Consider the following 26,609-nt stretch of genomic DNA (forward strand, 5'->3'; position numbering starts at 1 on the left):
CACATTTTTAACTTACAACATTCTTATTCAGGACTTAAATATGGAAATGTTTCATAAATTGATTGTAATACTTTGTTAAGTTCAGCCTTACTTTTGATGATCAATAATACTGTATCATCACCTGCTATAGTTCCTATAATTCCTATGTTTTTGCTATTATTTAATGAATAAATAACATACTTCTGATCTAGAAAGTAAGCTAGGCTGCTAGCTTGTCCTGGTTGAGTGTGTAGTACTATTAAACCAAAATCCGAAATTTGCATATTAAGTATTAATGGTAATCGATATTGGTTGATGTCAATTACTTTATACATACCAGCAACTTTGGCAATTTTAAGTTTTTTTAATTTTCTTGATAAAGTAGCCTGAGGAATGTTGTGCCCTCTTTCTTTAAGCAAGGTCTGTAAATCGCTCTGCTCTAAAATTTCGTGATTTTGAATAATATTTAAAATATGTTCACCTAGTGTGTTGTCATGCATTATGCATTTTCCTCATATTGAATATGTAATAAGTATATTTGAAATTATATTCATTATTTCTTGACTATTCAATTTTTAATGTCTATATTCATAAGATGAATAAAATATGAATATAAATTAGTAATATGAAAAAATATATTTTAAATGCTATTATAGTGATAAGTATTCTATTAACAGGATGCAAGGAAAATAAACACGATAATATCATTAGATTTGCAATTTCTGCAGATTATCCACCTTTTGAATATTATGAAAATGGTAAATTTACTGGCTTTGACATTGAGCTTGCTCAATTAGTAGCAAAAGAGTTAGGTAAAGAAGCAATGTTTAAAGATATGCAGTTTAGTGCTATATTTGCAGCATTACAAAGTAATTCTGTAGATGCTGCTATATCTACTATTGGTAGCACAGAAGAGCGTGAAAAAAATTTTGATTTTTCAAATAGTTATTATACAGGGGAATTTGGTATTCTATATCACAAAAATAAACCCATAGCCGGTATAAACAACTTAACTCACAAGAAGATAGCCGTTCAACTAGGAACTGTCATGGAAATTTGGCTAAAAGAGCATGTTCCTACAACAGCTCAAATTATTGCTATGGACAATAATAATCAAGCTGTAGAAACATTAAAGTCTGGTCATGTTGATGGCGTCCTAATCGATGGATTCCAAGGTAAAGTATTTAGCAAAAAAAATCCTGGTCTATCATGGTCAGCCATCGCTAAGTCAGATAATGGTTATTCTATTGCTGTGAATAAAGGATCTAATTTAAAGGATAAAATAAACGAGGCGTTAAAAAGTTTAGAAAGTAAAGGTGTAATACAAAAGATAGCAGAAAAATGGCTAGGAGATAACTGATGCAAGAATTAATTTCTAATTTCTTGTTTGTTGGAACAGGCCTTGCCTTTACTTTAAAATTATTGATTGGAGGACTGCTTTTAGGTGTGAGTCTAGGGGGATTATTGTCAGTACTCAGATATAATAAGATCTGTATTCCATTAATTAATGGAATTATATCTGTAATACGTGGCACCCCCCTTATATTACAGTTAAGTGTTGTTTATTTTATGACCCCAACCATTGCAGGAATTAAATTAAACATATTTAGTGCTGGCATTATAGCATTTGGTCTAAATAGCTGTGCTTATATTGCTGAGATTTTACGAGCTGGTATTGAAACTATATCAAAAAACCAGTTTGAAGCAGCTAAAACTTTACAAATACCTAGTTTCTATATGTGGAGAGATATTATATTACCACAAGTTATTAAAAATATTCTTCCTGCAATGATAAATGAGATCATTGCACTTCTTAAAGAAACGGCATTAATCTCTACTATTGGTGGTGTTGATATTATGCGCTCTGCGCAAATGCTTGCAGCAGAACAATTTACTTATTTTATACCACTTTGTCTTGCTGGGGCTTATTATTACGCTCTTGTATTACTAATTGAATATATAGGCAAAAAGATTGAACAGAAAGGTATATATGATAAAAATGCATAATATTTGTAAATTATTTAATAATATTCCAGTACTTAATAATATTAACCTGATTATAGAGCAATCTATAGTTGGTCTTGCTGGTCCTTCTGGTAGTGGTAAATCAACATTGTTACGTTGTATACAAAAACTCGAAGTTTTAGATTCTGGTAGCATTGAATGCAATGATAGTACTGGTTTTGTATTTCAGGATTTTCAACTTTTCTCACATATGACTGTCTGGGAAAATCTTACATATGCTCCCAAACTTAAAAACAAAACTCAGGATCAAAGTGATTCACTACTTGAGTCTTTGGGTATTGCCTCTAAAAAAAATGATTACCCTAGTAATCTATCCGGTGGGCAAAAACAGCGGGTTGCGCTTGCCAGAAGCTTAATGATGAATCCAAGGATTCTATTATGCGATGAGCCAACGTCTGGTTTAGATGTAGCAACAATAGTCGACGTTGTGGAACTATTACAATCAGTTAGAGATATGGGTATTACTATGATTATCGCTTCTCACAATTTGGATTTTTTAACAAAAATATCAGATCGGATTATTCTGTTAAAAAACGGAAAAATAATTGTAGATATCAATCCTAAAGAAATTGATGAACCAACAAACTATTTAAAAAATAATTATTAAAAGAGAATCACTCATATCATACTGAGAGCTATAACAGATTTTAGCATCAAAAATTACATAATATACATTATGGAAAACAAAATTACATAATATAGCAAACTATAGCTAACCCAAGAAAGGTTTTCCTACGTCATACCGCCGCGATATCTCAGCATAGATTCCGCTAACAAGTAGCGGAATGACGAATTTTTGTTTTTCAAACTGTCGGTAAATCTAAGTCAGTTTAGCTATATGTGTCAAGCACTGGGATGACACCCTCCTGATGGGCCAAAATCACAATGTTCGTACAGTTATGGAATGAATCGCGGTATGACGTGTTGCTTTGATCAGCTATAAAGATGATGCTGCGGAAGTTTTTAGTACTTGCTCGCAACTTTCAACAATTTAATAGCACTGGTGTTTACAACCTCTCCGCCGACACGCTTAGTGACAAAAAACCTCACATAAGGTTTATTCGTATAAGGGTCTCTTAATATTCTCATTCCTCTGTTATCTACAATCTTATAAGCTTGTTTGAAATCTGCCATCGCAATTACTGGTAGCTGATTGTTTGGCGCTGGTGGCATATCGGCAGATTGATATACTGGTATTCCCATTAAAGTATCTGGAGCTTCAAGCGACAGACTTGGCTGCCAGAGATACTGACCTGTTTGAGATTTTAGCAGCCTGATATCCTTCAACGTACTCCTGTTCATCAAAAATGACGCATTTTTGGAATAATATTCGTCCAGAGAGTAATACAACATCATTATTGAATCACTATCTAATTTTTCAGTTTTAACTTGCTCTATTTTATTATAACTGTTTCCATTTTCATAAGCTAAAATTCCTTTTGGTTGAAAAGTGCCCTCACCCTTAATGAAGGCTTCGCTTTCTTCCTTACTAAAAGTCTCGGCAATCTTTTCCACCAGCCAACTCTCAACATCGACAAACGCATCATCGAGTAACTTTTGTGATATTTGTGGTTGAGCATATAACTCGTAAGTTGTGACGGAAATCTTTTGGATTTTGGGCGTGTCCGTATCTTTTGCAAAATCATACTTAGACTTATTGCCACCGTCCTCATCATCTACTGTTTCACTGCTCCAACCTGCACCGGCGCGGTCAAAATCTTCTATAATGTAATCCAATGTTTCAGTAGAGATTCTTTGACTGGAGCATATTTGTCGCATTGGGGACGAATCAGTTACGCGCTTGTTTATGCGTTTTACAATATGCGGAGTAACTAGATACCCCCCGATATCACTGTCATCTCCACTGAGGGTTTTGTGTGATAAACCGCTTTCCATTCCCTTGCGGATATAATCAGAAAAATATTTATCGCTTGTGCTAAAATCTGTATTTACTTCTGGGCGTTGAGCTGCAGTTTCGATCAAGTCTAAACGCTCTTTGCAACTATCAATGGCATTATTTACCTTGCATAGCTGCTCAATTGTTGCAGAATCAGCACGCCCTTTGCTTTCAATTTCTTTTAGTTTGCGATCATTTATTAATTTAAATTGCTCCCATGATGAAGCGAGTTCATTGATACGGTGAGCGATATCGGTAAGTGACATAATAGCCTCCTTTGAAAATGAAATAAAAATGGAAATAAGGTAATAGGAATGGCATCCATAGATGTTTCCCACAGTTGTACGAATATTGCAATATGGTACATAGTAAACGATGTCATTCCAGTGCTTGACACTGGGATCCAGCTTCTATGCAACTTAATTAAAAACGTTTGTTTTAGCGTAAGACAACTACCTTTAGCTCATCAGCTCAGTTATAAGCAAAATTTCTGGATTCCAGTGTCAAGCACTGGAATGACATCATCTGTTGTGCAATTTACCTTTAAAAATGAATATCCGTACAGTTATGTGCTTGGCACTGAAATGGCATCATTTTTTATCTGTTGAAAATGTAAACCGAAAAATAGCGTGGCACAAAGTGCCACGCTTAGTACTGTAAGCTTAATCCAGTAATTAAATTAAGCGAGGTAAAATAAAAGATAATGACACTATATAATGTTCGTTCTTTTATGTCAAGCACTTTTTTGAATTTTTTTGGTGATAATTTTTATCCAGTTATTTTATTATTGTAGTATAATTTCAATGCCAGATACTATCATTATGATCACTATCTAAATTTAAATCGTAATTATCATCAAATTTATATATCCCCTCCATCTCTTCTCTATGCAATTCATGTGAATCACCTAAAGCTTTTTGATTAGAAACGTCAACACAATACTGTAACAGTGCTCTTAATGCTCCAGCACTATCTTGATCTAAATTAAAATTGCTAAAATCAAATTTCTGCATATTCTCCACATGTCCTTCTCTACATAACCTACATATCTTAGCAAAAGCCCTTTCACTTTCTCGACTCCAAGCATTAAGAAAGTAAGGATCTACTACTTTGCTAAATTGTTTCTCTATCTCTTCAAGAGAGCTCTCTGGATTAAGTTCTAATATTACTTTGAAAATCCCACTGCCATGGAATCTATAAAATTTACTAGATAAGCTATCTTTTACAAAATTAACTGCATCATCTATTGTAACACCAGAGCGAGATTCAAATATCATCTCAAATGCTCCATAACAACTATCAATACCAAAATTAATTATTTTTTCCATAAAATCAATTACCTCTTCTAAGGAAATTTGTGGCTTATTCCTCAAGATAACTTCTAAACTCTTGACAAAATTATGCCCATGCTGACCCATAGCATGGGTTTTCCCATTTATTGTATAATGATATAGCTTCTTATTTTCTATTATATGCTTATTGCACTGGTAGATATGTAGCTTATTCAATTTGCCATAATATTCCTCTATTTCCTTATCTGGTAATTTTGAGCGGAATTCCTTGATTACTTCGCGTATTATTCTATTGATATTACTCATGCTTATTCCTAATTAATATGTTAGTATTTTTATAAATTAAGTTATTATATTAAAATTCTTTCATGGATTTCAATATTAGCTCCGCACTACTTGTAGTTTTTGTAATGGGTCTGCCAATGACGATATAATCAGCTCCTGAATTTATTGCTTCTTTTGGTGTTGCTGTTCTTTTTTGGTCGTCATGACCTGGATCTATACGAATTCCTGGAGTAATAATTTTAAAGTCTTCACCGCATTCTCGGCGCACTTCTTGAGCTTCTAGTGCAGAACAGACTATTCCATGGAGTCCAATCTTTTTTGCAAGCTTTGCAAGCAAAATTACCTGTGATTTTGCCTCTCTTGCTACTCCAAGCTCGTTTAAATCCTCATTGTTCATACTAGTTAGCACTGTCACTCCAATCAGCTTTATTTTTGTGCCTTGCACTACACTTAGCGCTTCTTCAAGCATTTTTGTTCCACCGCTGATGTGCAGAGTTAACATTTCAATGTTCAGAACTTTTATTACTTCAACTGTTTTGGCTACAGTGTTTGGAATGTCATGCAATTTCAGATCTAAAAAAATTGGTACATTGCATTTTGCAACTTCTTGCACTCCAGAAAGACCTTGAGCAGCAAAAAATTCTAATCCCAGCTTTACCATGCCAACTTTACCACGCAGAGCATTAGCTAGAGAAATAGCCTTATTTAAGTCTTGTGTATCCAGTGCGCATATTATTGGGTTCATTATCTTGCATGATTTATCTTATAATAAGACTCATTGTTGTGTTTTGCAAATACTTTCACTCTGATTGAACTGACTGCGTTCATAAGATTCTGTCAATAGTGAATTTGGCAACTTGGTCGGGGTGGATGAGCGACTGACAAATAATGATTCATATCCAAGATCTTCCAGCGAAGAAGAAGGCGTTTCGTCTGGCAAAAGCCGTGCAATTTCTCCTTGTAACGCAGACTTTAATATTTGAATCGTATCTAATATTGCTTTTCCATCATTATTTCTTATTGGTTCTTCTATATTGTCTGTTACGCATCTTATCAACAGTTGCGCAAAATTCACTTGTTTTTCTTTCTCTTTCAAAAAATCTTCTATTTGACTGTCTCGTTCTAAAAGTGAATTTCTTAAACTTTTTACTTCATTATTACAATCTTTTCTTATCCCATCTAACTCAAAAGATTGATTTTTAATTAAACCATTTGCTTCATCTAACTCTTCAAATTTCTCTTTTAATTCTTTAGATAAATTTTTCTTTTTTTTGTTGACCTCTTTAATTTTACATTGTAGCTTATCTAAGTTTGCATGCAGCCTTTCTTGTTCTTCACGTAATTCCTCTACTTCTTTAGAAAGTTTATTTTTTTCCTTATTCAATGCCTCTACTTTTTCACTAAGTTCATGTTTTTTCTCACGTAGTGCCTTTTGTACTTCACGTAACGTTTCTATTCTATCATTTAACCCCTTATTCTCTAGCTCTAAATGTTTATTATCATCCACTTCCATCTTCAGCTTTGCAATAAATCTACTTCTTTCTTCCAACTGTTTCTTCAAACATGAGATTTCAAGTTTTAATTTCTCTTCCTGCTCATTAAGCTTACCTATTTCCTTTCTTGTTTTGTCCAATTCATTGTCTATTTCAAACGTACGATTCTTTGCTGTTTCTAATTTTTTCTCTAAAGATTCTTTTTCTTTAAGAAAAGATTTTCTCTCAGCTTCTGACTCATTTACTTTCTGATTCAATTTTTTTGCTCTCTTGTCTAAATTTTGCTTCTCTCTAGTTAATTCATGTAATTGATTCTTCACTTCTTTGTTTGCAGCTTCTTCAGCTTCCTTTCCTAGAGTTATTTTATTTTCCAACTCTTGCTCTTTCTGAGCGAATTTATTTCTCTCAACCTCTATTTTTTTATTATTACTAATTATTTTATACGAAAGTGCAAGCACCAAAACAGATAATGTAGCTAAAGCAAGAATTAGAGGAAGAGGCACATTAGAAGTTACAATAAGCGCTAAAGATGTAAGTAACGTAAGAGTAGCTAAGGAACTAGCTATAAAATAAAATGTGTTAGCCTCACTAAGCAAATTGCTCATTACTCCCCTCCTCCCCCCACGTTCAGCAGTCTTGTATATATTTATTAAAATTCTCTTATCTGTGGAGGAATTATAGTGCTGCACCTACAACAAACTTCCCATCTTCAGTCTGCTAGCTAAAAAATGACTTAGACCTTGTGTATCGAGTGTACCATTGTACTTATAAGTCTAGTTAGCTATTGATCGGGGTAGAACATACTGGTATATCCAGAATCACATAAAGCGTCATTCAGCTTATGTGATGGTCTGGATGTGTATTGCTGTGATTCTCCTATAGAATTTTCAATTTTCCCGTTAGTCTGCTTATTCGACACCTTTTTAATATTATGAGTCTTCTTAAAACTTCGATAAATAACCGCAATCTTAGTATTGTTAAGTACTTTACTTCCACAATCTTCTATTTCCTTTAATAAACTAATCAGATTTGCTGGTGAAAAATTCTCATTAGTATTGCGTAAAATTGTGTCAATAAATATATTTTGCAATTCTTTCTTCTGAAAATACTCATTTATTATTTTTTTACGTGTGTCTGTGTCTAATGTAGGAATCTTAATGTGTATGGACAAACGACCTCCCCTAATAAGTGCCCTATCTAAAACACCTAAGTGATTAGTTGCAGCAATCACCGTCACACCTTTTCTAGATTCAAATCCATCCAATTCAGCTAATAAATTATTTAAAGATTCTACATTATTATCACTGCGTATTTTGCCAATGCTATCAATTTCATCTATAAAAACTATACAAGGAGTGTTTTTTTTTGCTTTCTCAAAAACCTTATTTATATTTGACACATTAAGCAAATCAGATCCAGAAACACTTATAAACCCCAGTTATGGATTAACCAACACAGTAAGGCTTAGAAATAGAAGGCTTTTTTGACTGCATGGAATATGAAATTAATGTAGAAAAAATATGTACCAGAAAATTTATTGGCGATCTGTGCCGTGTATGTTCAAGCTCAAATTTATTTTTTAAACAACCAAAGACTGTCTCAATAATCGACCTTTTTCTCAATAAAGCCTTCTCTTTTAGTGAGATTAGTGCGTTTTTCATGCCTTTTTTCACTTTAGTGACAAGCTTTAAACCTCTATCGAAGAGTTCCTCAAAGAGCTCCTTCTTGATATAGCCTTTATCTCCGAACAAAAGTCCTGTCAGTCTTTTAGTTATAGTTGGCACAGGTATCAACGTTACCTTTGGTTAGAGTAAGTGATTGAATTTCTCCAATTTCGTTAATCACCAAGTGCAATTTAAAGCCAAAAAACCAACCATACGTGCTCTTACCAATTTCTGCTAAACCATCAAAAACTTTGTTCCTAGAGATCCTTTTCTTGTGGCAAATGGCAATCGTAGAAGTGTCAATGTAGGAAGTACCTGTCATTTTCGCTTGTTCGCAGAACCATTGAAGAAGTAATGCTAAATACCGTAAAACTCTCGGCTTTAAGGCAATAAATCTGTGATATGAAGGCATCTTTGAAAATTCTGATCTATAGAGTAACTTAAGGTAACAAAGATAAAAAGCCTTGAAGTTTTTACATGGCGATTGGTGGTATAACAGGATTATGGTTAGCATTTCTGAGTGCGCTATTTCTGGTACTCTGGTTGGTTTTTTGCCATTTGATAAGAACTTATTTGCAAAATTTTCATCTACTACACGACAAAAATCCTCGACGCAGCAGTAAAGTTCTGTAATATCTTTCTTCATGGGTAACCTCTTAAATTATTGTTAAAATACTTGAGTTTACCCTATTTCCCTCTTTATTAATTCTACTTTTATCTGTTTTCTAATCCATAACTGGGGTTTCCAAGTAGCGGTTGGATGTGTAGCGATGTTTTCGCTTGGTATGGGAGCTGCAGCCACGTTTACTCTAATTAAAATGTCTCCGCTAGTGTTAGTAATAGTAGCTGTGACCTTCTTTTTGACTGCAATAGCATCTATGTCTCTGTTTGTATTATATAAAAAAGTAAAAGGGGAACGCAAACACGAGGTAATTGTTAATAATGCTGTATTTAACATAAGTCTAGAAGAAGCAGCTAATGATTTGTTTAGCGGGTTATCAACTATAGCAGAAAGAGGAGCAGAAGCAGGTGCACTATACCTGGAAGTAAAGGAAAAGACTGAAAGTGTAGCTAAAAAAATGACATCCAAAAAGGAATTAATTGAAGCAAGATTTCAAAATATACAAGAAAATTTCATTAATAAGTTAAGTAATTTTGAAGAACTTCAAGGTGCTAGAGATTCTAGTACTTTAAAGAAATTCTATGCTGCTGTTAAAGATGTTCTAAAGATACGCTCCAGCATTCCTATTTCCAATTTACATCTATTATCGCTTGTTTACCATTTATCATTGGAAGTATCATATGCTATTTTTCAGGCAATAACTGATCCAACTCTTGGAAGTACAATTTTAACTGCCATAAGTGAAAGAAAATTGCCTGAAGATAAGCAGTGGGCTAAGGTATTAAAAAATACAGTACCAAACTTAATAAGAAATCAAGAAGTTGTGCGGAATGTTATAGTACCAACTCTTACTGATATTTTAAAGAGCCTATCAGAATCAAGAGAAGAAAGAAAATTTATAATCTATACTCTGGTCTGCCTGAAAGAAGTGATTGATGAAGTTTATACGACATCGGTACAAGAGTCATTGTATAGGATATTAGGAGTAGAACTTGCAAATAGTCTAAATGGTATGGTACAGGCAATAAGTAACCTATTAGGCTGCTATGGACACGAAGAAGTAGAACGTGCAAGAACCGCAAATGAGTTAGATTACAGAGTAGGTAAACTTACACCTGAAGAAACGCAGCAATTCGTTATAAACTTAGGAGCGTCGAACAAGAAAAAAATCTTGTTAAACCGGAAAGAAACTATTTCTTCACTTCCATAGCAATTTTTATATATAATTTATCAAGAAGTACTTCTGCAGTTATAACCGACTGATCAATGGTGCTTAAGTGCCCGTTTAGGAGCGTGGTTTTGGAGGAACGGTTAAACCACTGATGGAGTCTATTATGACTACCTCGATTAGAAGATTGTATAATCTAACCGTCCCAAGCTTAAGTGCTTCTCCATTATAAGTTATAGTAGGATAATTACCATGATAAAGGCAAAAAGTAAACTAGAAATAGTGAATCCTGATACAGCAGGAATTGATATCGGCTCAGCTGTACATTATGTATGTGTACCTGAAGGAAGAGATGAACAACGTGTCAAAAAATTTGGATGCTTTACAGTTGATCTTCATAACTTAGCAGGGTGGTTAAAGAAATGTAAAGTTAGAACAGTAGCTATGGAATCAACAGGAGTATATTGGATTCCTTTGTTTCAAATACTTGAGTCATATGGATTTGAGGTAAAATTGGTAAATGCACGATATATTAAGAACGTGCCTGGTAGAAAATCCGACGTTCAAGACTGTCAATGGTTACAACAATTACACAGCTATGGATTACTCCATGGGTCGTTTAGACCTGATGATCAAATGTGTGTGTTGCGTAATTACGTTAGGCAACGTAGCAACCTGATTGAAAGTGCATCCACACATATTCTACGTATGCAAAAAGCGTTAATTCAAATGAACGTTCAATTACACAAAGTCATAAGTGATATTACTGGAGTGACCGGTATGCAAATTATCAAAGCAATAATTGAAGGTGAAAGGAATCCTGAAAAATTATCAGAATTGAGAGATGTACGGATAAGAAATGATAGATCTACCATGGCAAAAGCGCTAAAAGGCGACTACAGAAAGGAACTCTTATTTGTGTTAAAGCAAGAATTTGAATTGTATAATATTTATCAGGAAAAAATAGCAGAATGCGACAAAAGCATCGAACAATATTACAAAACATTTGAAACAAAATCTGACGAGAATAAGCGATGCAGCAAAATAAAGAATAGGTTTTCAAAAAACAGACCAGACTTTCCTTTACACGAAGAACTGTATAGAGTAACCGGTATTGATTTTACTAAAGTTCCTGGGCTTGATGTGCTAACTATACAAACAATTATCTCAGAAGTTGGTTTGAACCACGATAAATGGCCATCAGAGAAGCACTTTACTTCTTGGTTGGGGCTAAGTCCTGCTAATAAAGTTACAGGGGAAAAAGTATTTGGGACGAGAACTCGCAAAGTTATTGCTCGTGCTGCAAATGCTTTTAGGATGGCTGCCCAGTGTGTGTCAAGAAGCAACAGTGGGATTGGTGCATATTGCAGAAGGTTAAAAAAACGACTAGGAGCACCGAAAGCGATTACCGCTACGGCTAGGAAATTGGCGTGCATTTTTTATAGTATGCTAAAGTATGGACAGGAATATGTAGAGAAGGGCATTGATTACTATGAAAAGTTATATAAGGAAAAAATAGTGAAGACTCTAAGCAAGAAAGCTAGTGAATTTGGTTGTGTCTTGATTAAAAAAGAGCTACTAGCAGAAAGAGTTTCTTAGAAGAGAGAGTAGGATCTCTCAGGGAGTTTGAGGGTCGAGTTACAAATAAACAGTCAATTAGTAAATTGATAGATTATTGTTTGGACCCAAAACTGAATGATAGGGAAGCAGCCGCAACACTATTAAATTATAGCTCTTTTTACAATAATCCGAACAGACCGTAATATGCTACTGGCCTGCTATAGCCATAAACACATATCTTATCGCATTCGGACTATTATAAGAAAGGCTATATATACTCACATGTACTGAAGATGGTCGTTATTTGGCCGCTGAAGCTGGTACTAATAATAATTTATCTAGCAACTCTAATGTTGTACTTATTACGCACGTGGCAGCAAATCGATCTGCACAGTTAGACTAGAGGCGGCTATATGGAAAAAAGTGAAGATAGTTTCAGAGATAAGCAAGCAAATGACAATTGATAGACTTAAACTATGTTCTCAATTTCTCAAAAAAATCCTTTAACAAAAAAGAGCATTCTGTTTCTAATATCCCACCATAAACTTCAGGTATATGGCTGCAAAATTGAAATATCTTAGCACCATTTTCAATTCCTCCACCTTTTGGATTATAAGCTCCAAAGTACAATCGTTTAATTCTGGCAAAGGAAATGGCTTGAGCACACATCGGACATGGTTCTAATGTTACGTACATATCAGCATCACAAAGCGTGGGAGTTGAAAATGCTTGTCTGATCGCTAACATCTCTGCATGTGCAGTTGGATCGCTGGATATATTGTGTGCAGAAGAAATGATATTGTCTCCACTCACTATTACAGCACCTATGGGCACCTCATCATTTTTTTGAGCGAGTTTGGCTTGCTCTATGGCAAGCTCCATATATTGATACTTAAACACTAGGCACTTATTTCTTATCAATTGCTGCTTTAACGAACGACACGAAAAGAGGATGAGGAGAAAACGGCTTTGATTGAAACTCTGGATGAAACTGCACACCAATAAACCACGGATGACTCTCTAACTCCACTGCCTCTATGCACGTTCCATCTTCTGATATGCCACTGCATAGCAGCCCATTTTTTTCCAAATCATCTTTATAATCTGAATTGATTATGTATCTATGCCTGTGTCTTTCTGAAATAGTAGTGTTACTATATGCATCCATCATTTTAGAGTTTGCATTTATATTACATTTGTATGCCCCAAGTCTCATGGTTCCACCAAGATCGTCATCTTGATCGCCAGCTAACTTAACGATTGGATGTTTACAGTTACGAAATTCTTCAGAGTGTACATCTTCAAGCTTAACAACATTACGAGCAAATTCAATAATTGCAAGCTGCATACCAAGGCAAATTCCGAAAAATGGGATATTATTTGTACGGGCATAATTTATTGCTAATATTTTACCCTCTACTCCGTCATCACCAAACCCCCCTGGAACAAGGATTGCATGAGAATTCTGTAATTTCTCTCCTATAAGTTTTTCATTTATAGGTTTTTCTTCCTTCTCTCTTGAGTTAACCCAATTTATCCTTACTTTGACTTTATTACTAATCGCACCATGATTTAATGCTTCAACTAGTGATTTATACGCATCAGGGAATTCGGTGTATTTTCCCACTATAGATACAGTAACTTCCTGTGTTGGGTGCCTTATGGAATGCACTATTTGATCCCATTCAGTCAAGCTTGGTTTTGGCTTACTTAAATGAAAGTGCTCCAAAATTTGCGTATCAAGCCCACATTGGCTATACAACACCGGTAACTCATATATATGACTCACATCAGGGGCAGGTATCACATTGGATAAAGAAACATTGCAAAGCTTAGCTATTTTCTCTCTTTGATTATCGAAAATTTCTTTCTCACTGCGGCATAATATAATATCTGGTTGTAACCCCGCGGAATTTAACTCTCGAACTGAATGCTGCGTTGGCTTTGTCTTTAATTCTTGCGCTGCGGTAAGATATGGTATTAAAGTTAAGTGAATAAGGATAACTCTTTGTTTTCCTAATGTGTAGTTAACTTGGCGTATAGCCTCCAAAAATGGTTGGCTTTCAATGTCACCTACAGTTCCACCTATTTCACATATTACAAAATCTAAACCTTCCGTACCATTAAAAATGAACGATTTGATCAAATCTGTTACATGAGGAATGACTTGCACAGTTTTGCCCAGATAATCACCACGCCTCTCTTTCTTCAATAACTCATGATATATCTTACCAGTTGTTATATTGTCATCTTTTGTTGCTTTAATTCCAGTAAAACGCTCATAATGCCCAAGATCCAAATCAGTTTCAGCACCATCTTCGGTAACAAATACCTCTCCGTGCTGAGTTGGGTTCATTGTCCCAGGATCAATGTTGAGATACGGGTCAAGTTTTCTGATACGGATCTTAAAACCATGAGCTTGAAGAAGAGCACCAACGCTTGAAGCGACTAAGCCTTTACCAAGCGACGATACAACTCCACCTGTAACAAAGATAAATTTAGCTTCCTTCATTAATTTTCAAATGGAACAGAAGTAGGTTCACTTTCTTGCTTTTTTTCTAATATAATTTTCTCTGCAATCGATTTTTTATGTACGTCTTTTGAATATAATCCTGACAATAGCAATGTGTTTATAATAAACAATCCAGCAACAATAGCCGTTATTCTGCTGAGCGGGTTTTCAGAAGATTTCACCGGAATCATCGAATTGACCCCCTGTTGTGTATTACTAAAACCACTTAACGAACTACTTCCAGGCGGCTGCAAGAGCACTAAAATTACTAACACAACAACCAATATTATTTGAAATATACTTAATACCGCTACTGACATTATAGATAGGGCTGAAAATAAAAATCTTAGCAGTACAAAGCACGTAAGTCAAGAACATCTGTCACCCAAGTAGTTTGAAATCTAAGTATGTATTTACTGCTTACCTTATTTTGATTAACATATGCATAAGACTTTGGGTTTAATATGTATCACATTTTAAAATACAAAGATTATGAACCAAAAATAGACGAAAGTGCTTTCATCGCAGGTGGTTCGCATATCATAGGCAAGGTTGAAATAGGAAGAGATGCAAGCATCTGGTTTAATTGTGTAATCAGAGGGGACGTTGGATCAATAAAAATAGGTAATGGAACAAATATTCAAGATGGAACGGTAATTCATGTGGATAGAAACCCAGGTGGTGACACAATTATTGGCAGCATGGTAACAGTGGGACATTTTTGTGTGTTGCATGCATGCACGGTGCATGATAAAGCGTTTATTGGTATGGGCTCTACCGTGATGGACCATGCAGTTGTGGAGTCTGAAGCTATGGTAGCTGCTGGCTCGCTAGTGACACATGGAAAAGTAATAAAAAGTGGGGAAATATGGGCTGGCAGGCCAGCAAAGTTCTTCAAAAAGATGTCGAATGAAGAAATTAAACATATTACACAATCAGCACAAAATTATATTATGCTAATGAAGGAATATAAAAACTGAAGTTCGCGTCAAGTGTTTTACTTGACACGTACATTTCGGCTTAACCCTTGTTACTTCTTTTTCCCATCTCATTTACTTCTTGTGCTTTTGCCCCATCTACTTGAGTACTAGGTAATACTGCATATGTAATACCACCGGCTACGAGTGCAGATGCTACTGCTATACCAATCATTACTAACATCTCTAACTTAACTGTACGTTCAAGTGCAGTAAATGCTACCAATCCAACAGCAAGACCCATACCAACAGTAGCGGTGTACCGTGCTGCATTGCCTTGTTTTAGTTGTTGAATTTTTTTGTTTTCAGCTTCTAATTCTTTATTTTCCTTCTTTAGCTTGTCAACTTCTTTCTCTTTAGCTGTTAAGTCTGCCTTCAGTTTGTCAACTTCAGCATTTGGCTGTTGTTGTTTTAGTTGTGCTATTTCTTTCTCTTTATCTGCTAATTGTTGCTTTAAGTCTGTAACTTCTTGTGTATTTTGTTGAGCTTTTAATGCTGTTATTTCCTCGTCTTTAGCTTGTAACTGTTGCTGTAAGTCCGCAACTTCTTGTGTATTTTGTTGAGCTTTTAATGCTATTATTTCCTCGTCTTTCTCTTTTAACTGCTGCTTACTCCGTTGTAGTCTTTCACTTGCTGATCTTTTTCCTTTTCCTTTTTTTGACTTAGTAACACCTTCTTGCTCATTAACAAGACCTTTACTTGATGACGTGCTACTACTAAAACCAACTCTTCGATCATCTTCATTTTCTGATGTTTCTTGTCCTGTGCTATCATCCAACACTGCTGTGGTTGCCTCAGTTGCCGTACCTTCAGTTTGTGCAGCAAGTACTTCAGGTGAAGAATTTTGATTTTCATTTGAGTTCAACATATTAAACCTCAATATATATAATTAACATTACATAATACCCTTAGAACCTAAGGTCAAGTAATATTTTTATCATAGCATAGAAAATTTATGTTCGTAAACAAAAAATTTTGGCGTAAAATTGCCGTATTTACTTAATTGTGCTATAGCTAAAGTAATTTAGGTTTACCGACCATCGTCATTCCGCTGCTTGTTAGCGGGATCTAGAGATACCGCGGCGGTATAACGTTGCTAGCTTAAGGTTTAAAATTGAGAAATATTTATGTTAAAAGAAAAATACGGCTTTAAAGAAGTTGAAGACAAATGCAACATATTATGGGAAGGCAGTAAAGTTTATAAATGGAATGGTGAAAAGGATAACACTTTCACTATAGACACACCTCCACCAACAATATCAGGAAAACTCCATATTGGCCATATATTTAGCTATTGCCACACGGACTTTATTGCAAGGTTTCAACGCATGCTGGGAAAAGATGTTTTCTATCCGATTGGGTTTGATGATAACGGGCTTCCCACCGAAAGATTGGTTGAACAAACCTATAAAACCCGTGCAAAAGAAGTTGGCAGAGAAAAATTTATAGAGATGTGCCATGAGGTTATTGAAAAATCAAAGCAAGAATTCAAGGAACTATTTAAATCGGTCGGCATTAGTTATGACTGGGATTTGGAATATCACACGATCAGCAAGGAAACTGTGACGCTTTCACAGATGTCGTTTATTGATCTATATAATAAAGGGTATGCATATAGAAAAATGCAGCCCATCCTTTGGGACCCGGTTGATAAAACAGCAATTGCGCAAGCAGAAATAGAAGATAAAGTTTTTGAGTCATCCTTAAACACGATAGTTTTCTCTACTCAAGAAAATGAGCAGATCAATATTGCAACTACGCGACCTGAACTACTTCCAGCATGCGTTGCAGTTTTTTGTCATCCAGAGGATACGCGCTACACTCATCTGATCGGAAAAACAGCGGTAGTGCCAATAACAGAGGAGAAAGTTCCAATAATAGCAGATGATAAGGTTAAAATAGATAAAGGCACCGGGCTTGTTATGTGTTGTACATTCGGTGATGAACTCGACATATATTGGCAGCAAAAGCATAATCTACCGATGAAAATTATCATCGATCAGGATGGAAGGATGGACCTAGATGATGTCATTCCAGTGCTTGACACTGGAATCCAGGAAAAAGAGCCAATGCCAGCGATGACAGAGGAAGATATCATGTCAGCGTATGGTCAGAAAAAAGAAGAATGGATCCCAGTGTCAGCTACTCGGATGACAGACGATATACTAAATGAAATAAATGGATTGAAAGTTACAGCAGCAAGAAAGAGGATGATCGAAATCCTAACTAAAAAAGGACTTTTGATAGAAAGCACTAGCATTTCTCATTCTGTTAAGTGCGCAGAAAGATCTGGTGCACCACTTGAGATATTACCTACTTATCAATGGTTTATCAAGACCTTAGAGCAAAAAGCTCAAGTATTAGATAAAGTAAAAGAATGCAATTGGCACCCAAGCAATATGCGTAAACGTATGGAAGTGTGGATAGAAGGGCTAAATTGGGACTGGTGCATCTCAAGGCAGCGCTATTTTGGTGTGCCATTTCCAGCGTGGTATTCTAAACGTAAGGGAGAAGAAGGTAAAATTATTCTAGCTGAAATAAAGGCCCTACCTATTGATCCACTCAAAGATTTGCCAAAAGGGTATAGCAAAGAAGAGATTATCCCAGATCAAGATGTAATGGATACCTGGGCCACAAGTTCAATTACTCCTCAACTAAGTGCACTAGCAGTAAACAGTGAGTTTAGCTTACCAAATCATCGCTATGATACGATATTTCCTGCAGATCTGCGCAGCCAGAGCCATGAGATAATAAGAACTTGGGCTTTTTATACTATTTTAAAGGCACATTATCATGCAAATTCTTTACCTTGGAAAAACATTATGATCAGCGGTTGGTGTTTAGCAGATGATAAGAAAAAGATGAGTAAATCAAAGGGTAATATCATTACTCCTCATGTAATACTTGAAACTTATGGAGCTGATGTAGTGCGCTATTGGGCAGCGAACTCAAGGCTTGGAGTTGATACAGTCTACTCTGAAAATACATTCAAAATTGGCAAGCGCCTCGTTACAAAACTTTGGAACGCTAGCAAGTTCGTTTCCATGTTCATGGAAAAGCATCAAGTGATGAGCATAAATTCTGCTCACGAGACAATGGATAAGTGGATATTGTCTAAGTTATACAAAGTTATAGAAAGAGCAACGAACAACCTATTACAATTTGAATACTGCGAAGCTTTGGGCGTAATAGAGGAATTTTTTTGGAAGAATTTTTGTGATAGTTACTTGGAGTTAGTAAAAAAACGTGCGTACGGAAGCAGTTTAAGTGCAAAACAAAGCTTGGCGTATGTACTGAATATTATTTTGCGGTTATTTGCACCTTTCTTGCCTTACATTACAGAAGAGATATACCACCAATTGTATAGTTATAATTCTGTACACAATCAAAGTAATTGGCCGAGCAAAGAAGAACTTATCTACGATAAATATTCAGAGGAAATGGGAGATAATGTTATTCAGATATTAAACATTATCAGAAAGATAAAGGCAGATAATAATGTATCAGTTAAGCATCTGATAAAAAAGTTGATGATAAAAGCAGATCTACGAGAGGACAAATTGAATCAATCCGCACAGGATGATTTGCAGGCAGTTTGCAATGCGGAAACGATAGAGTGGATGCAGTCTGAGCTTGAAACTGAAGACGAGAAATACATAGTGAATATAGATTTATATTGATTTTTATGTGAAATTAGTTTGACTTCCTTTAGCTGGTGCTTTTGCTACTTTGGCATTGCTTGCATCTGGGACACTCGCTGTTGCTCCTTATGTTGCATTCTTATCTCCAATTGCAGCCTTTAATGTAGCTCTTCCTGTTGCTTTGAGTTTATCTATACTTTCTATTTTGGTGCTTGCACTTTCATGTAAAATGATCAGCCAGAATAAAAAGCTTGATGCACAAAAAGCAGAACCTAATGAAAAAAATGGATTAGCTAAAGAGCAAGAAAATATAATACAAAGCTTAGAGCCTCAAATCAAAAAGCTAAAAGAGCTAAATAAGAGGCTTAGTAGTCAATACAATGAAATTGTAAAGCTAATTGGTAGTGCTGCAAAAAAAGATGAAGTGGAAGAGCTAATTAGTAGTTTCACGGCAAGATTAGATGAAATTTCAAAGCAAGCTAATAATGCTACAACAAAAGGTGAAATGAAAGAGCTAAGTAAGAAGCTTAGCAATGAAATGGAAAAGCTAATTGGTAGTCTCATAACAAAAGAGGAATTAGAAGAAAGGCTTGGTAGTCTCATAAAGAAAGTTGAAGTAAAAGAAGAGCTGCGGATGAAGTTTTATGAAAAAGATGAAGAAAGAGGAAAGATAACATTTGATGATGTTATACTTCCAAACAATATAAAACAAAAGTTGATGATGATTTATGAACCAGATGCTCTAGAAAATGGAGAAGGATACATTTTGTATGGTCCACCAGGAACTGGTAAGACTATGACTGCTAAGGCGATTGCAAGTGAAACTAGATTCAAATCTGCATTTATAAACCCCAGTTATGGATTAGAAAACAGATAAAAGTAGAATTAATAAAGAGGGAAATAGGGTAAACTCAAGTATTTTAACAATAATTTAAGAGGTTACCCATGAAGAAAGATATTACAGAACTTTACTGCTGCGTCGAGGATTTTTGTCGTGTAGTAGATGAAAATTTTGCAAATAAGTTCTTATCAAATGGCAAAAAACCAACCAGAGTACCAGAAATAGCGCACTCAGAAATGCTAACCATAATCCTGTTATACCACCAATCGCCATGTAAAAACTTCAAGGCTTTTTATCTTTGTTACCTTAAGTTACTCTATAGATCAGAATTTTCAAAGATGCCTTCATATCACAGATTTATTGCCTTAAAGCCGAGAGTTTTACGGTATTTAGCATTACTTCTTCAATGGTTCTGCGAACAAGCGAAAATGACAGGTACTTCCTACATTGACACTTCTACGATTGCCATTTGCCACAAGAAAAGGATCTCTAGGAACAAAGTTTTTGATGGTTTAGCAGAAATTGGTAAGAGCACGTATGGTTGGTTTTTTGGCTTTAAATTGCACTTGGTGATTAACGAAATTGGAGAAATTCAATCACTTACTCTAACCAAAGGTAACGTTGATACCTGTGCCAACTATAACTAAAAGACTGACAGGACTTTTGTTCGGAGATAAAGGCTATATCAAGAAGGAGCTCTTTGAGGAACTCTTCGATAGAGGTTTAAAGCTTGTCACTAAAGTGAAAAAAGGCATGAAAAACGCACTAATCTCACTAAAAGAGAAGGCTTTATTGAGAAAAAGGTCGATTATTGAGACAGTCTTTGGTTGTTTAAAAAATAAATTTGAGCTTGAACATACACGGCACAGATCGCCAATAAATTTTCTGGTACATATTTTTTCTACATTAATTTCATATTCCATGCAGTCAAAAAAGCCTTCTATTTCTAAGCCTTACTGTGTTGGTTAATCCATAACTGGGGTTCTTAAGGTGTGGATCATGATTTTACCCAGATGCTATGGGAGATGGAATTTAACCATCACGACATTTATGACCTTCGGGCCGCACATCTTTGAATTCATCTAATTCCTCAGAAAGATTTTTTACCCTTTCCTCAAGTACTAACACTTTTTCCATTAAACCATATTCAATGAGTTTATCGTGAAATTGTACCCTTGAGTCTAGCTTGGATAACCACCATATCAATGCTACGGTTTGGATTAATATGGTAATAATTACCGTAATTGGGATTTTTTGCTTTTTCATGTGAAAATATTAACTTGTTATGGATAGTTTTAGAAATTTATGTATAGATTATAGAAAACTTACAGCTTTAGTGATTACTTTTTGTTGATTCGTATTGATCCTCTGCTTTAGCAAGTAGCTTTATGATTTCTCTATATGTTTTGCCTTTGTTTTTATCATATCGCAATTCCACTACAGCCATATCTCTTGGTCTTCTTCCATCTCGATCTGTAGCTATAGGATTTGATCCTTTATCTAATAAGAATTTGACAATTTCTAAATGTCCATTATCTGCAGCATAATGTAGTGCTGTTCGCTTAAATTTATTGGCAGTATTTATATCAACATCCTTTTCTACTAAAAATTTTATAATTTCTAAACATCCTTTTTCTGCAGCATAATGCAATGCTTTTTCGCCAATATTTACATTATTTTGTATCAAGAGCTCGATATTTTCTAGGTCACAAGTTTCAGATGCAATCTCTAATTTAGTAATGCTATCTTTATATCTCTTTTCAGATAAGGAAATACATACGATTACAATACATACTGCTAGTGCTATTAATAAAATTAGTCTATTTTTATATATGATCGAATTTATGTTCATGTATTATATATTTATTTGGAATTAAATGACCATTTGCTTAAGTTTCACTTAAACAGCTTTGCTCACTGTTGCCTCTACTATAGTTTGATATCCTCTATTATTCAGAATATGTTCTGCCTTGCTAATTACCCATTCACCTTCAATTTCCTGACAAAATCCTGAAAGGCTGATCTTAGCTTCTGCAAATAACTCTGGATTACCAGGAACAGTTACATTTAAATTTGATGTACTACGTTTTAGTTGTTTTAACTTGGCTTCTGCTGCACTAATTGCTGATTCTGCAGTAGAGTAAAGCGTTTGCAGAGTATAACTTGGACCCTCATTTCCCACTTTCTCTTCTATAGTTTCTCCCTTTTCATAACTGTGCCATTTTGCAATAACAGATCCATATTTGTTACGCACATTAAAATTTACCTCCCAATTTATAATATCTTTAGGTGTAAGTACTGTTGTGCCTAACATCTTTCCAGTTGCTGATCTTGCTTCTCCCTTTGGGATAAAAATTATATATCCTCCTGCTGGTTTTACTAGTGCATCATGTTTTTTGCCTAACCCTTCCAAAAAACTCATGTCGCTTTCATCTGCTTGAATGGTATGTGGTATAAATATATTTTCAAATCTTTCAGCGACTTTACCTTCATACCCATGTTCTTGTGCTATTTCTTTAATCAAATCTCCCAAGGTAATGTCTTTCCATTCCTTTGATTTTCTTTCCTTTAATGATCCTCTTAAACTTGCAGCGTCACATTTTATTCTTAAAGTTTGTGGTGGACTTTGTATTGTAATTTGATTTGCCTTATATACCCCCATAGGTAATAAACCTGTTTCTTTATATCCTAGAAAAACCTGTAAATTACCCTTAAGTTCTAAAGCGCTAGAGCCATAATTAATACATATCTCAGCTTCGTCACTTGTAGTACCTGATCCATCAGTGACACGTAGTAATATTAAACTCTTTTTTAAAACCTCTGTTACTGGGTTATTTTTTGCTACTATATCAAAATCTGGTGTCATTCATCTAAAATATTTATAACAGATTCTTTCAGTATTTTTTGAATTTTAGGAAGCTTAATTCTTAATCCAGCGGGCAAAAAACTTCCATGTTCTGAAAGGCCTGGATTTTCAAGCAATACTTCCTCCACTGCTCCACTACTGTATCCATAATGTTTCCAGCAAATGTAATCCAACATTTCGTTTTCTTTCGTGTAATAATAAATCACTTACTGTAACTTTTTAACTTCAAAATAAACTCAACTTTTCTCGGTTTTCCATCAGGAAAAAATAATATCTGTTTTTCTTCTACATTAGTAATGACAAAATTCCCAAGTACATTTCCTGAATTATCAACCAGAACGTGTGGTTCTTTAGTATCACGTATATTTTTTAGCTGTTCTAAGCCATTACTCTGATAACGTGAATAAATCACTCCTGTTAAATCAATACATTCAATTCCTGAACCAATGTTTTGTAGCGACGTTTTTTCAATACATTCAATTGTATACCACCTTTTTTCTTTACTGTATCTTAGGCTTATTGGTTCAAGCTTACATTTTCCAAGCAACATCAATGTAACTCTTCAACTATATCAAAAAGTGCCCCACGTGCTTGTTCTCTAAATCGTTCTATTACTGCATCAGCAACGCTGCGGACATCTTCAGACTTAATATTGATATTAAACGTTTGATAGAATGCTTGGTTATATACTTTAGATTCCCTATTTTCATATCTACTTTTCTTGAATGCTTTCTCAATTTCTTCTTGTTCTATAGCTCTTTTTTCTTCTATAACACCTTTAACTTTAAAACTCTCAAAATTGCCTTTACTATTTTCTGAAAATTGTTTAATAGCACTATTACTTGTCAATGGGTTTCCGTTACTGAAAATGCTATTTTTAGAAAGCTTATTAACAAAATTTCCATTATTTTCAAATTTTCTAATCGGGTTATTCTCAGCAAATATGCTACTAACTGTATTTCCCATCCATGAAAAAGCTTTTCCTATAGGTTCAATGAGTGATTTCCAAAAGCTAGAGAAAAAGTCTTTCACTTTTTGCCAGTTAGTTAGAACATAAGCTGCACCAGCAACAAGACTCGCTATTAAAAGTCCGATTGGGTTAGTCATTACAGCGAGTGTTATTGCTCTTAGCCCTGTTATTACTGCAGGGAAAACTATAGCTGATAAAAATGAAAATGTTGCCAATATCGTTGCTTTAAGACCAAAAATTGTACTTCCTAATAAAGTAATTCCATAGCCTACTCCCACTACTAAGACTTTCAAACTTATCAAAGCTGCTAAAGTACTCATGATTACTGTAGTTAAAGTTGGATATTTTTCTGCAAAAGAAGCTATACGCTCTGTTATTGCTTTCAAACTTCCAGCTACATAATTTAAAGTAGGCAACATCACTGACCCTAGATTCATGCCAGCTTCAAATACTGCATTTTTAAGTAATTGTAATTTATTAGCTGTAGTGTTTGCCCGATTTTCAAATTCTTTCTGCATTGAGGAGCGGTACTTTCCTTTATCAGCTACCTGTTCAATAGCTTTCTTATAAATGTCTAAGCTTCCTACTAAAAGAGCAATGTCATCTTGAAACCCAGCGCCAAATAGATTCATAAGAATACCGGCACGCTCTTGATCGTCTATTCTTTTTAAAGTTTCAAGGAATTGTAATATTGCCTCTTGAGGATTTTTTTTAATGGTTTGTTCGAGCTCTTCTATACTTGTTCCCATCTCATCTAATGCATCGTGAAATTCAGGACTTTGCTCTCTTGCAGTCTGTAGTTTACTAAGAAAGTTATTTATAGCAGTTGCTGCTTTTTCAGGTTGTTTACCTAAACTTATGAACGTACTTGCTAAGCTACTTGCTTGATCAACTTCTAAACCAAACTGTTTAGCATTACCACCAATTCTATTTAATGTAAGAACCACTTCTTGTGCTTTAGCAGCGGTATTGTCTGAGAGATGGTTTATTATGTTACCTACATTTTCCATACCATCAACTTTAATTCCATAGACGTTGGATATTTTCGCAATAGCATTACCAGCTTCTTCTGCCGACATATCAAACGCTGTGGTCATTTTGGCAACTACTGTTGTAAACTTAATAAGATCATTTTTGTCAATACCAAGCTGACCACCACTTGCAGCTATTTGTGCTAATTCTGCAGCTGACAAGGGTATCTCCCGAGATAATTTCTTTAACTCTTTAGCAAACTTTAATGCTTCATCTTTAGTGTCATTTTGCACAAATTTTACTACTTTCTTTACATCAGCCATAGCCGATTCAAAATCAACAGCAACTTTAATTGGCGCTGCAAGCGTTAGCCCTAGCCCAATAGTCTCTATAATTTGTGACTTAAAATGTGCTTTGCTTGCTAAAAAACTTTGGTGACTACGTATTGCAGACCCAAGCTTACCATACTTACCTTTTAGCACTTCAATAGAAGAACCAAGTTTATATTGATCACTTACTAATGACTTAATATTTCTTCCACTTTTTCTTACTTCTTCATTAAATGAATGCAAAGCATCTCTCTTTTTCAAATATGCTTCTTTTGCTTTTATTGCGGAGGTTTTGGCCTTGTCAAATTCTGCTTTTAAGGTTTTGCTCGGTTTCTCTATTGCCTTCATTTGTTTAGCTAAAGATTTTACTTGATCTTCAAAGCCCTTCCACGACCTCCTGCTAGTCAAAACATCATGACCCAACTGCTTAAATTTTGATACTGATTTTAAAGATGAGTCAAGCTTCCTTATGTTCTCACCAAGATAAGTAAGTTGATTACTACTGCCCTTTATTACAGTATTAAAACTGCCATCTAAAACAGCTCCGATTTTTATAGATAACGTTGACATTTAAGCTCCCTTGCTAATTTGCTCCATGAAATAAATTCACTAATCTCCATATCAAGAATGTGCTCAACTCCACCACCTATGATAGAGCCAAGCACTAGTATTTCTAATCTCAAGTTTTTTGGATAATTGGTGAAAAAAAATCCTTTAATACTTCTTGCACTTTTACATAATCAGCAATATCCAACTCTTCAATTGCTTCTTTTGCAACTGATGTTAGATTGGCAGTCAAAGTTACTTCCTTACTCAGATCACTACCATTAAGTCTCTCAATAGCTAGATAATCTCTAACTTTTGGACGTCTAATGGTAAGCTCTGATACAGAAATACCATCAACTGTTATTGGATTATCAAGTTTTACTGTTGTCATACTTTCTCCTAAAAAATAAAATTTTAAAATCTTTTTAAAACTAAACCTAAATACCTAAAACCGTTTGCAGCAAGGCCATTTGATCAACGCCATTTATCTTTCTAATCATATTTTCAGCATCGATCTCTATCAGTTCATTACCACCTATCGTAAGTTTATAATAATGGGCAGCTACAGTGCATTTAAGAGTGGCTTTTTCAGCAGGTTTCCAGCTACCAAAATCAAATTCTTTAAAAATGCCTCTTAAATTGATTATTACTGCTTCAATATCATTACTTCCACTACCTTGCATTCCACCACGGAGCGTCAAAGCTACTGAATTTCCATTTATCAACCCAAATAGCCGAAAGAGTTCTGTATCGTATTCAGAAAAAGTGAAATCTGCTTCAAGCTTTTCCATGCCCATATCAATATTTACTGGAATATCCATACCACCAGCTCTATATTCTTCAGTTTTTATGGTAAGCTTTGGCAGCGTAATTTCATCTATTTTTCCTGCATAACCCCGACCATCTACGAACACATTAAAATTCTTTAAAATCTTTGGTAGCATCTTTCTTCCTTTTTTCCCTTAATAAA

27 protein-coding genes and 2 pseudogenes are annotated in these 26,609 nt (G+C 34.9%); 10 read left to right on the forward strand and 19 right to left on the reverse strand.

What is annotated here, in order from left to right; genetic code table 11:
* Nucleotides 1-23: 23 nt before the first annotated feature.
* Nucleotides 24-479, reverse strand: coding sequence for an arginine repressor ArgR (locus AAGD79_RS03660; RefSeq protein ID WP_010081874.1), 456 nt, complete (start codon nt 477-479; stop codon nt 24-26).
* A 125-nt stretch (nt 480-604) separates the two neighbouring features.
* On the opposite strand from AAGD79_RS03660, the gene AAGD79_RS03665 reads away from it, so the two are divergent.
* Genes AAGD79_RS03665 through AAGD79_RS03675 form a run of 3 tightly spaced genes read left to right on the forward strand, consistent with a single transcriptional unit; the run spans nt 605 to nt 2,611 of the window.
* Nucleotides 605-1,339 (forward strand): substrate-binding periplasmic protein, encoded by a 735-nt coding sequence (locus tag AAGD79_RS03665; RefSeq protein ID WP_265042817.1) that lies wholly within the window; start codon nt 605-607, stop codon nt 1,337-1,339.
* Nucleotides 1,339-1,986 carry an amino acid ABC transporter permease gene (locus tag AAGD79_RS03670; protein ID WP_022626279.1) on the forward strand — a complete coding sequence of 216 codons (648 nt, stop codon included), beginning with the start codon at nt 1,339-1,341 and terminating at the stop codon, nt 1,984-1,986. Before AAGD79_RS03665 ends, AAGD79_RS03670 begins: the two co-directional genes overlap by 1 nt.
* Nucleotides 1,979-2,611, forward strand: a complete 633-nt coding sequence (locus tag AAGD79_RS03675) for an amino acid ABC transporter ATP-binding protein (protein ID WP_341811124.1) — start codon at nt 1,979-1,981, stop codon at nt 2,609-2,611. Before AAGD79_RS03670 ends, AAGD79_RS03675 begins: the two co-directional genes overlap by 8 nt.
* A gap of 356 nt (nt 2,612-2,967) precedes the next feature.
* On the opposite strand, the gene AAGD79_RS03680 is transcribed toward AAGD79_RS03675, so the two are convergent.
* Nucleotides 2,968-4,167 carry a phage major capsid protein gene (locus tag AAGD79_RS03680; protein WP_065094900.1) on the reverse strand — a complete coding sequence of 400 codons (1,200 nt, stop codon included), beginning with the start codon at nt 4,165-4,167 and terminating at the stop codon, nt 2,968-2,970.
* Between the two features lie 48 nt (nt 4,168-4,215).
* Here AAGD79_RS03680 and AAGD79_RS03685 point away from each other — a divergent pair, with 48 nt between their 5' ends.
* Complete coding sequence (locus AAGD79_RS03685) at nt 4,216-4,509, forward strand: hypothetical protein (protein ID WP_010962608.1); 294 nt, start codon at nt 4,216-4,218, stop codon at nt 4,507-4,509.
* A 192-nt stretch (nt 4,510-4,701) separates the two neighbouring features.
* Here AAGD79_RS03685 and AAGD79_RS03690 read toward each other — a convergent pair whose 3' ends face one another.
* From AAGD79_RS03690 to AAGD79_RS03710, 5 genes and pseudogenes are all read right to left on the reverse strand, one after another.
* Complete coding sequence (locus tag AAGD79_RS03690; protein ID WP_341811125.1) at nt 4,702-5,499, reverse strand: hypothetical protein; 798 nt, start codon at nt 5,497-5,499, stop codon at nt 4,702-4,704.
* Between the two features lie 49 nt (nt 5,500-5,548).
* Nucleotides 5,549-6,223, reverse strand: coding sequence for an orotidine-5'-phosphate decarboxylase (pyrF, locus tag AAGD79_RS03695; protein ID WP_265042827.1), 675 nt, complete (start codon nt 6,221-6,223; stop codon nt 5,549-5,551).
* 30 nt (nt 6,224-6,253) lie between these two features.
* Nucleotides 6,254-7,576 (reverse strand): hypothetical protein, encoded by a 1,323-nt coding sequence (locus AAGD79_RS03700; RefSeq protein WP_341811126.1) that lies wholly within the window; start codon nt 7,574-7,576, stop codon nt 6,254-6,256.
* A gap of 176 nt (nt 7,577-7,752) precedes the next feature.
* Nucleotides 7,753-8,370 (reverse strand): AAA family ATPase, encoded by a 618-nt coding sequence (locus AAGD79_RS03705; RefSeq protein ID WP_341811127.1) that lies wholly within the window; start codon nt 8,368-8,370, stop codon nt 7,753-7,755.
* A gap of 46 nt (nt 8,371-8,416) precedes the next feature.
* Nucleotides 8,417-9,281: pseudogene (locus tag AAGD79_RS03710) on the reverse strand (IS982 family transposase).
* Nucleotides 9,282-9,405: 124 nt separating this feature from the next.
* Here AAGD79_RS03710 and AAGD79_RS03715 point away from each other — a divergent pair.
* The gene (locus AAGD79_RS03715; RefSeq protein ID WP_341811128.1) at nt 9,406-10,467 is read left to right on the forward strand and encodes a hypothetical protein; all 1,062 of its coding nucleotides are present in this window, start codon (nt 9,406-9,408) and stop codon (nt 10,465-10,467) included.
* Between the two features lie 210 nt (nt 10,468-10,677).
* Nucleotides 10,678-12,024 carry an IS110 family transposase gene (locus AAGD79_RS03720; protein ID WP_341811129.1) on the forward strand — a complete coding sequence of 449 codons (1,347 nt, stop codon included), beginning with the start codon at nt 10,678-10,680 and terminating at the stop codon, nt 12,022-12,024.
* Nucleotides 12,025-12,459: 435 nt separating this feature from the next.
* Here the strand turns inward: AAGD79_RS03720 and AAGD79_RS03725 are convergent, their stop codons facing one another.
* Genes AAGD79_RS03725 through secG form a run of 3 tightly spaced genes read right to left on the reverse strand, consistent with a single transcriptional unit; the run spans nt 12,460 to nt 14,817 of the window.
* Nucleotides 12,460-12,867: a nucleoside deaminase gene (locus AAGD79_RS03725; protein WP_209472967.1), complete on the reverse strand. Its 408-nt coding sequence runs from the start codon at nt 12,865-12,867 to the stop codon at nt 12,460-12,462.
* A 25-nt stretch (nt 12,868-12,892) separates the two neighbouring features.
* Complete coding sequence (locus AAGD79_RS03730) at nt 12,893-14,497, reverse strand: CTP synthase (protein WP_155968501.1); 1,605 nt, start codon at nt 14,495-14,497, stop codon at nt 12,893-12,895.
* Nucleotides 14,497-14,817: a preprotein translocase subunit SecG gene (secG, locus tag AAGD79_RS03735; RefSeq protein ID WP_010962615.1), complete on the reverse strand. Its 321-nt coding sequence runs from the start codon at nt 14,815-14,817 to the stop codon at nt 14,497-14,499. The genes AAGD79_RS03730 and secG overlap by 1 nt, the downstream gene beginning before the upstream one ends.
* A 144-nt stretch (nt 14,818-14,961) precedes the next feature.
* Between secG and AAGD79_RS03740 the strand changes: the two genes are divergently transcribed.
* The gene (locus AAGD79_RS03740; RefSeq protein WP_341811130.1) at nt 14,962-15,477 is read left to right on the forward strand and encodes a gamma carbonic anhydrase family protein; all 516 of its coding nucleotides are present in this window, start codon (nt 14,962-14,964) and stop codon (nt 15,475-15,477) included.
* A gap of 40 nt (nt 15,478-15,517) precedes the next feature.
* Here AAGD79_RS03740 and AAGD79_RS03745 read toward each other — a convergent pair whose 3' ends face one another.
* Nucleotides 15,518-16,342, reverse strand: coding sequence for a hypothetical protein (locus tag AAGD79_RS03745; RefSeq protein ID WP_341811131.1), 825 nt, complete (start codon nt 16,340-16,342; stop codon nt 15,518-15,520).
* A 259-nt stretch (nt 16,343-16,601) separates the two neighbouring features.
* Between AAGD79_RS03745 and AAGD79_RS03750 the strand changes: the two genes are divergently transcribed.
* From AAGD79_RS03750 to AAGD79_RS03760, 3 genes and pseudogenes are all read left to right on the forward strand, one after another.
* Nucleotides 16,602-19,154 carry a valine--tRNA ligase gene (locus AAGD79_RS03750; RefSeq protein ID WP_341811132.1) on the forward strand — a complete coding sequence of 851 codons (2,553 nt, stop codon included), beginning with the start codon at nt 16,602-16,604 and terminating at the stop codon, nt 19,152-19,154.
* A 49-nt stretch (nt 19,155-19,203) separates the two neighbouring features.
* Nucleotides 19,204-19,992 carry an AAA family ATPase gene (locus AAGD79_RS03755; RefSeq protein ID WP_341811133.1) on the forward strand — a complete coding sequence of 263 codons (789 nt, stop codon included), beginning with the start codon at nt 19,204-19,206 and terminating at the stop codon, nt 19,990-19,992.
* A gap of 68 nt (nt 19,993-20,060) precedes the next feature.
* A pseudogene (locus AAGD79_RS03760) lies at nt 20,061-20,925 on the forward strand (IS982 family transposase).
* A gap of 63 nt (nt 20,926-20,988) precedes the next feature.
* Here AAGD79_RS03760 and AAGD79_RS03765 read toward each other — a convergent pair.
* From AAGD79_RS03765 to AAGD79_RS03800, 8 genes are all read right to left on the reverse strand, one after another.
* Complete coding sequence (locus tag AAGD79_RS03765; protein WP_341811134.1) at nt 20,989-21,222, reverse strand: hypothetical protein; 234 nt, start codon at nt 21,220-21,222, stop codon at nt 20,989-20,991.
* 67 nt (nt 21,223-21,289) lie between these two features.
* Entirely contained in the window at nt 21,290-21,808 is a 519-nt protein-coding gene (locus AAGD79_RS03770; protein ID WP_262986489.1) for an ankyrin repeat domain-containing protein, read from the reverse strand.
* A gap of 48 nt (nt 21,809-21,856) precedes the next feature.
* Nucleotides 21,857-22,822 carry a phage late control D family protein gene (locus tag AAGD79_RS03775; protein WP_341811135.1) on the reverse strand — a complete coding sequence of 322 codons (966 nt, stop codon included), beginning with the start codon at nt 22,820-22,822 and terminating at the stop codon, nt 21,857-21,859.
* Nucleotides 22,819-22,998: a tail protein X gene (locus AAGD79_RS03780; protein ID WP_211908098.1), complete on the reverse strand. Its 180-nt coding sequence runs from the start codon at nt 22,996-22,998 to the stop codon at nt 22,819-22,821. Before AAGD79_RS03780 ends, AAGD79_RS03775 begins: the two co-directional genes overlap by 4 nt.
* Before the next feature lie 26 nt (nt 22,999-23,024).
* Entirely contained in the window at nt 23,025-23,372 is a 348-nt protein-coding gene (locus tag AAGD79_RS03785; protein ID WP_246433181.1) for a phage tail protein, read from the reverse strand.
* Nucleotides 23,372-25,663, reverse strand: coding sequence for a phage tail tape measure protein (locus AAGD79_RS03790; protein ID WP_265018047.1), 2,292 nt, complete (start codon nt 25,661-25,663; stop codon nt 23,372-23,374). The genes AAGD79_RS03785 and AAGD79_RS03790 overlap by 1 nt, the downstream gene beginning before the upstream one ends.
* A gap of 109 nt (nt 25,664-25,772) precedes the next feature.
* On the reverse strand, nt 25,773-26,030 hold the full coding sequence (locus AAGD79_RS03795; protein ID WP_149168985.1) for a phage tail assembly protein: 258 nt from the start codon (nt 26,028-26,030) through the stop codon (nt 25,773-25,775).
* 46 nt (nt 26,031-26,076) lie between these two features.
* Nucleotides 26,077-26,583 (reverse strand): phage major tail tube protein, encoded by a 507-nt coding sequence (locus AAGD79_RS03800; protein WP_341811136.1) that lies wholly within the window; start codon nt 26,581-26,583, stop codon nt 26,077-26,079.
* Nucleotides 26,584-26,609 lie beyond the last annotated feature (26 nt).

It is taken from the genome of Wolbachia endosymbiont (group A) of Oxytorus armatus, from assembly GCF_964027005.1.
In the GTDB taxonomy this organism is placed as follows: domain Bacteria; phylum Pseudomonadota; class Alphaproteobacteria; order Rickettsiales; family Anaplasmataceae; genus Wolbachia; species Wolbachia pipientis.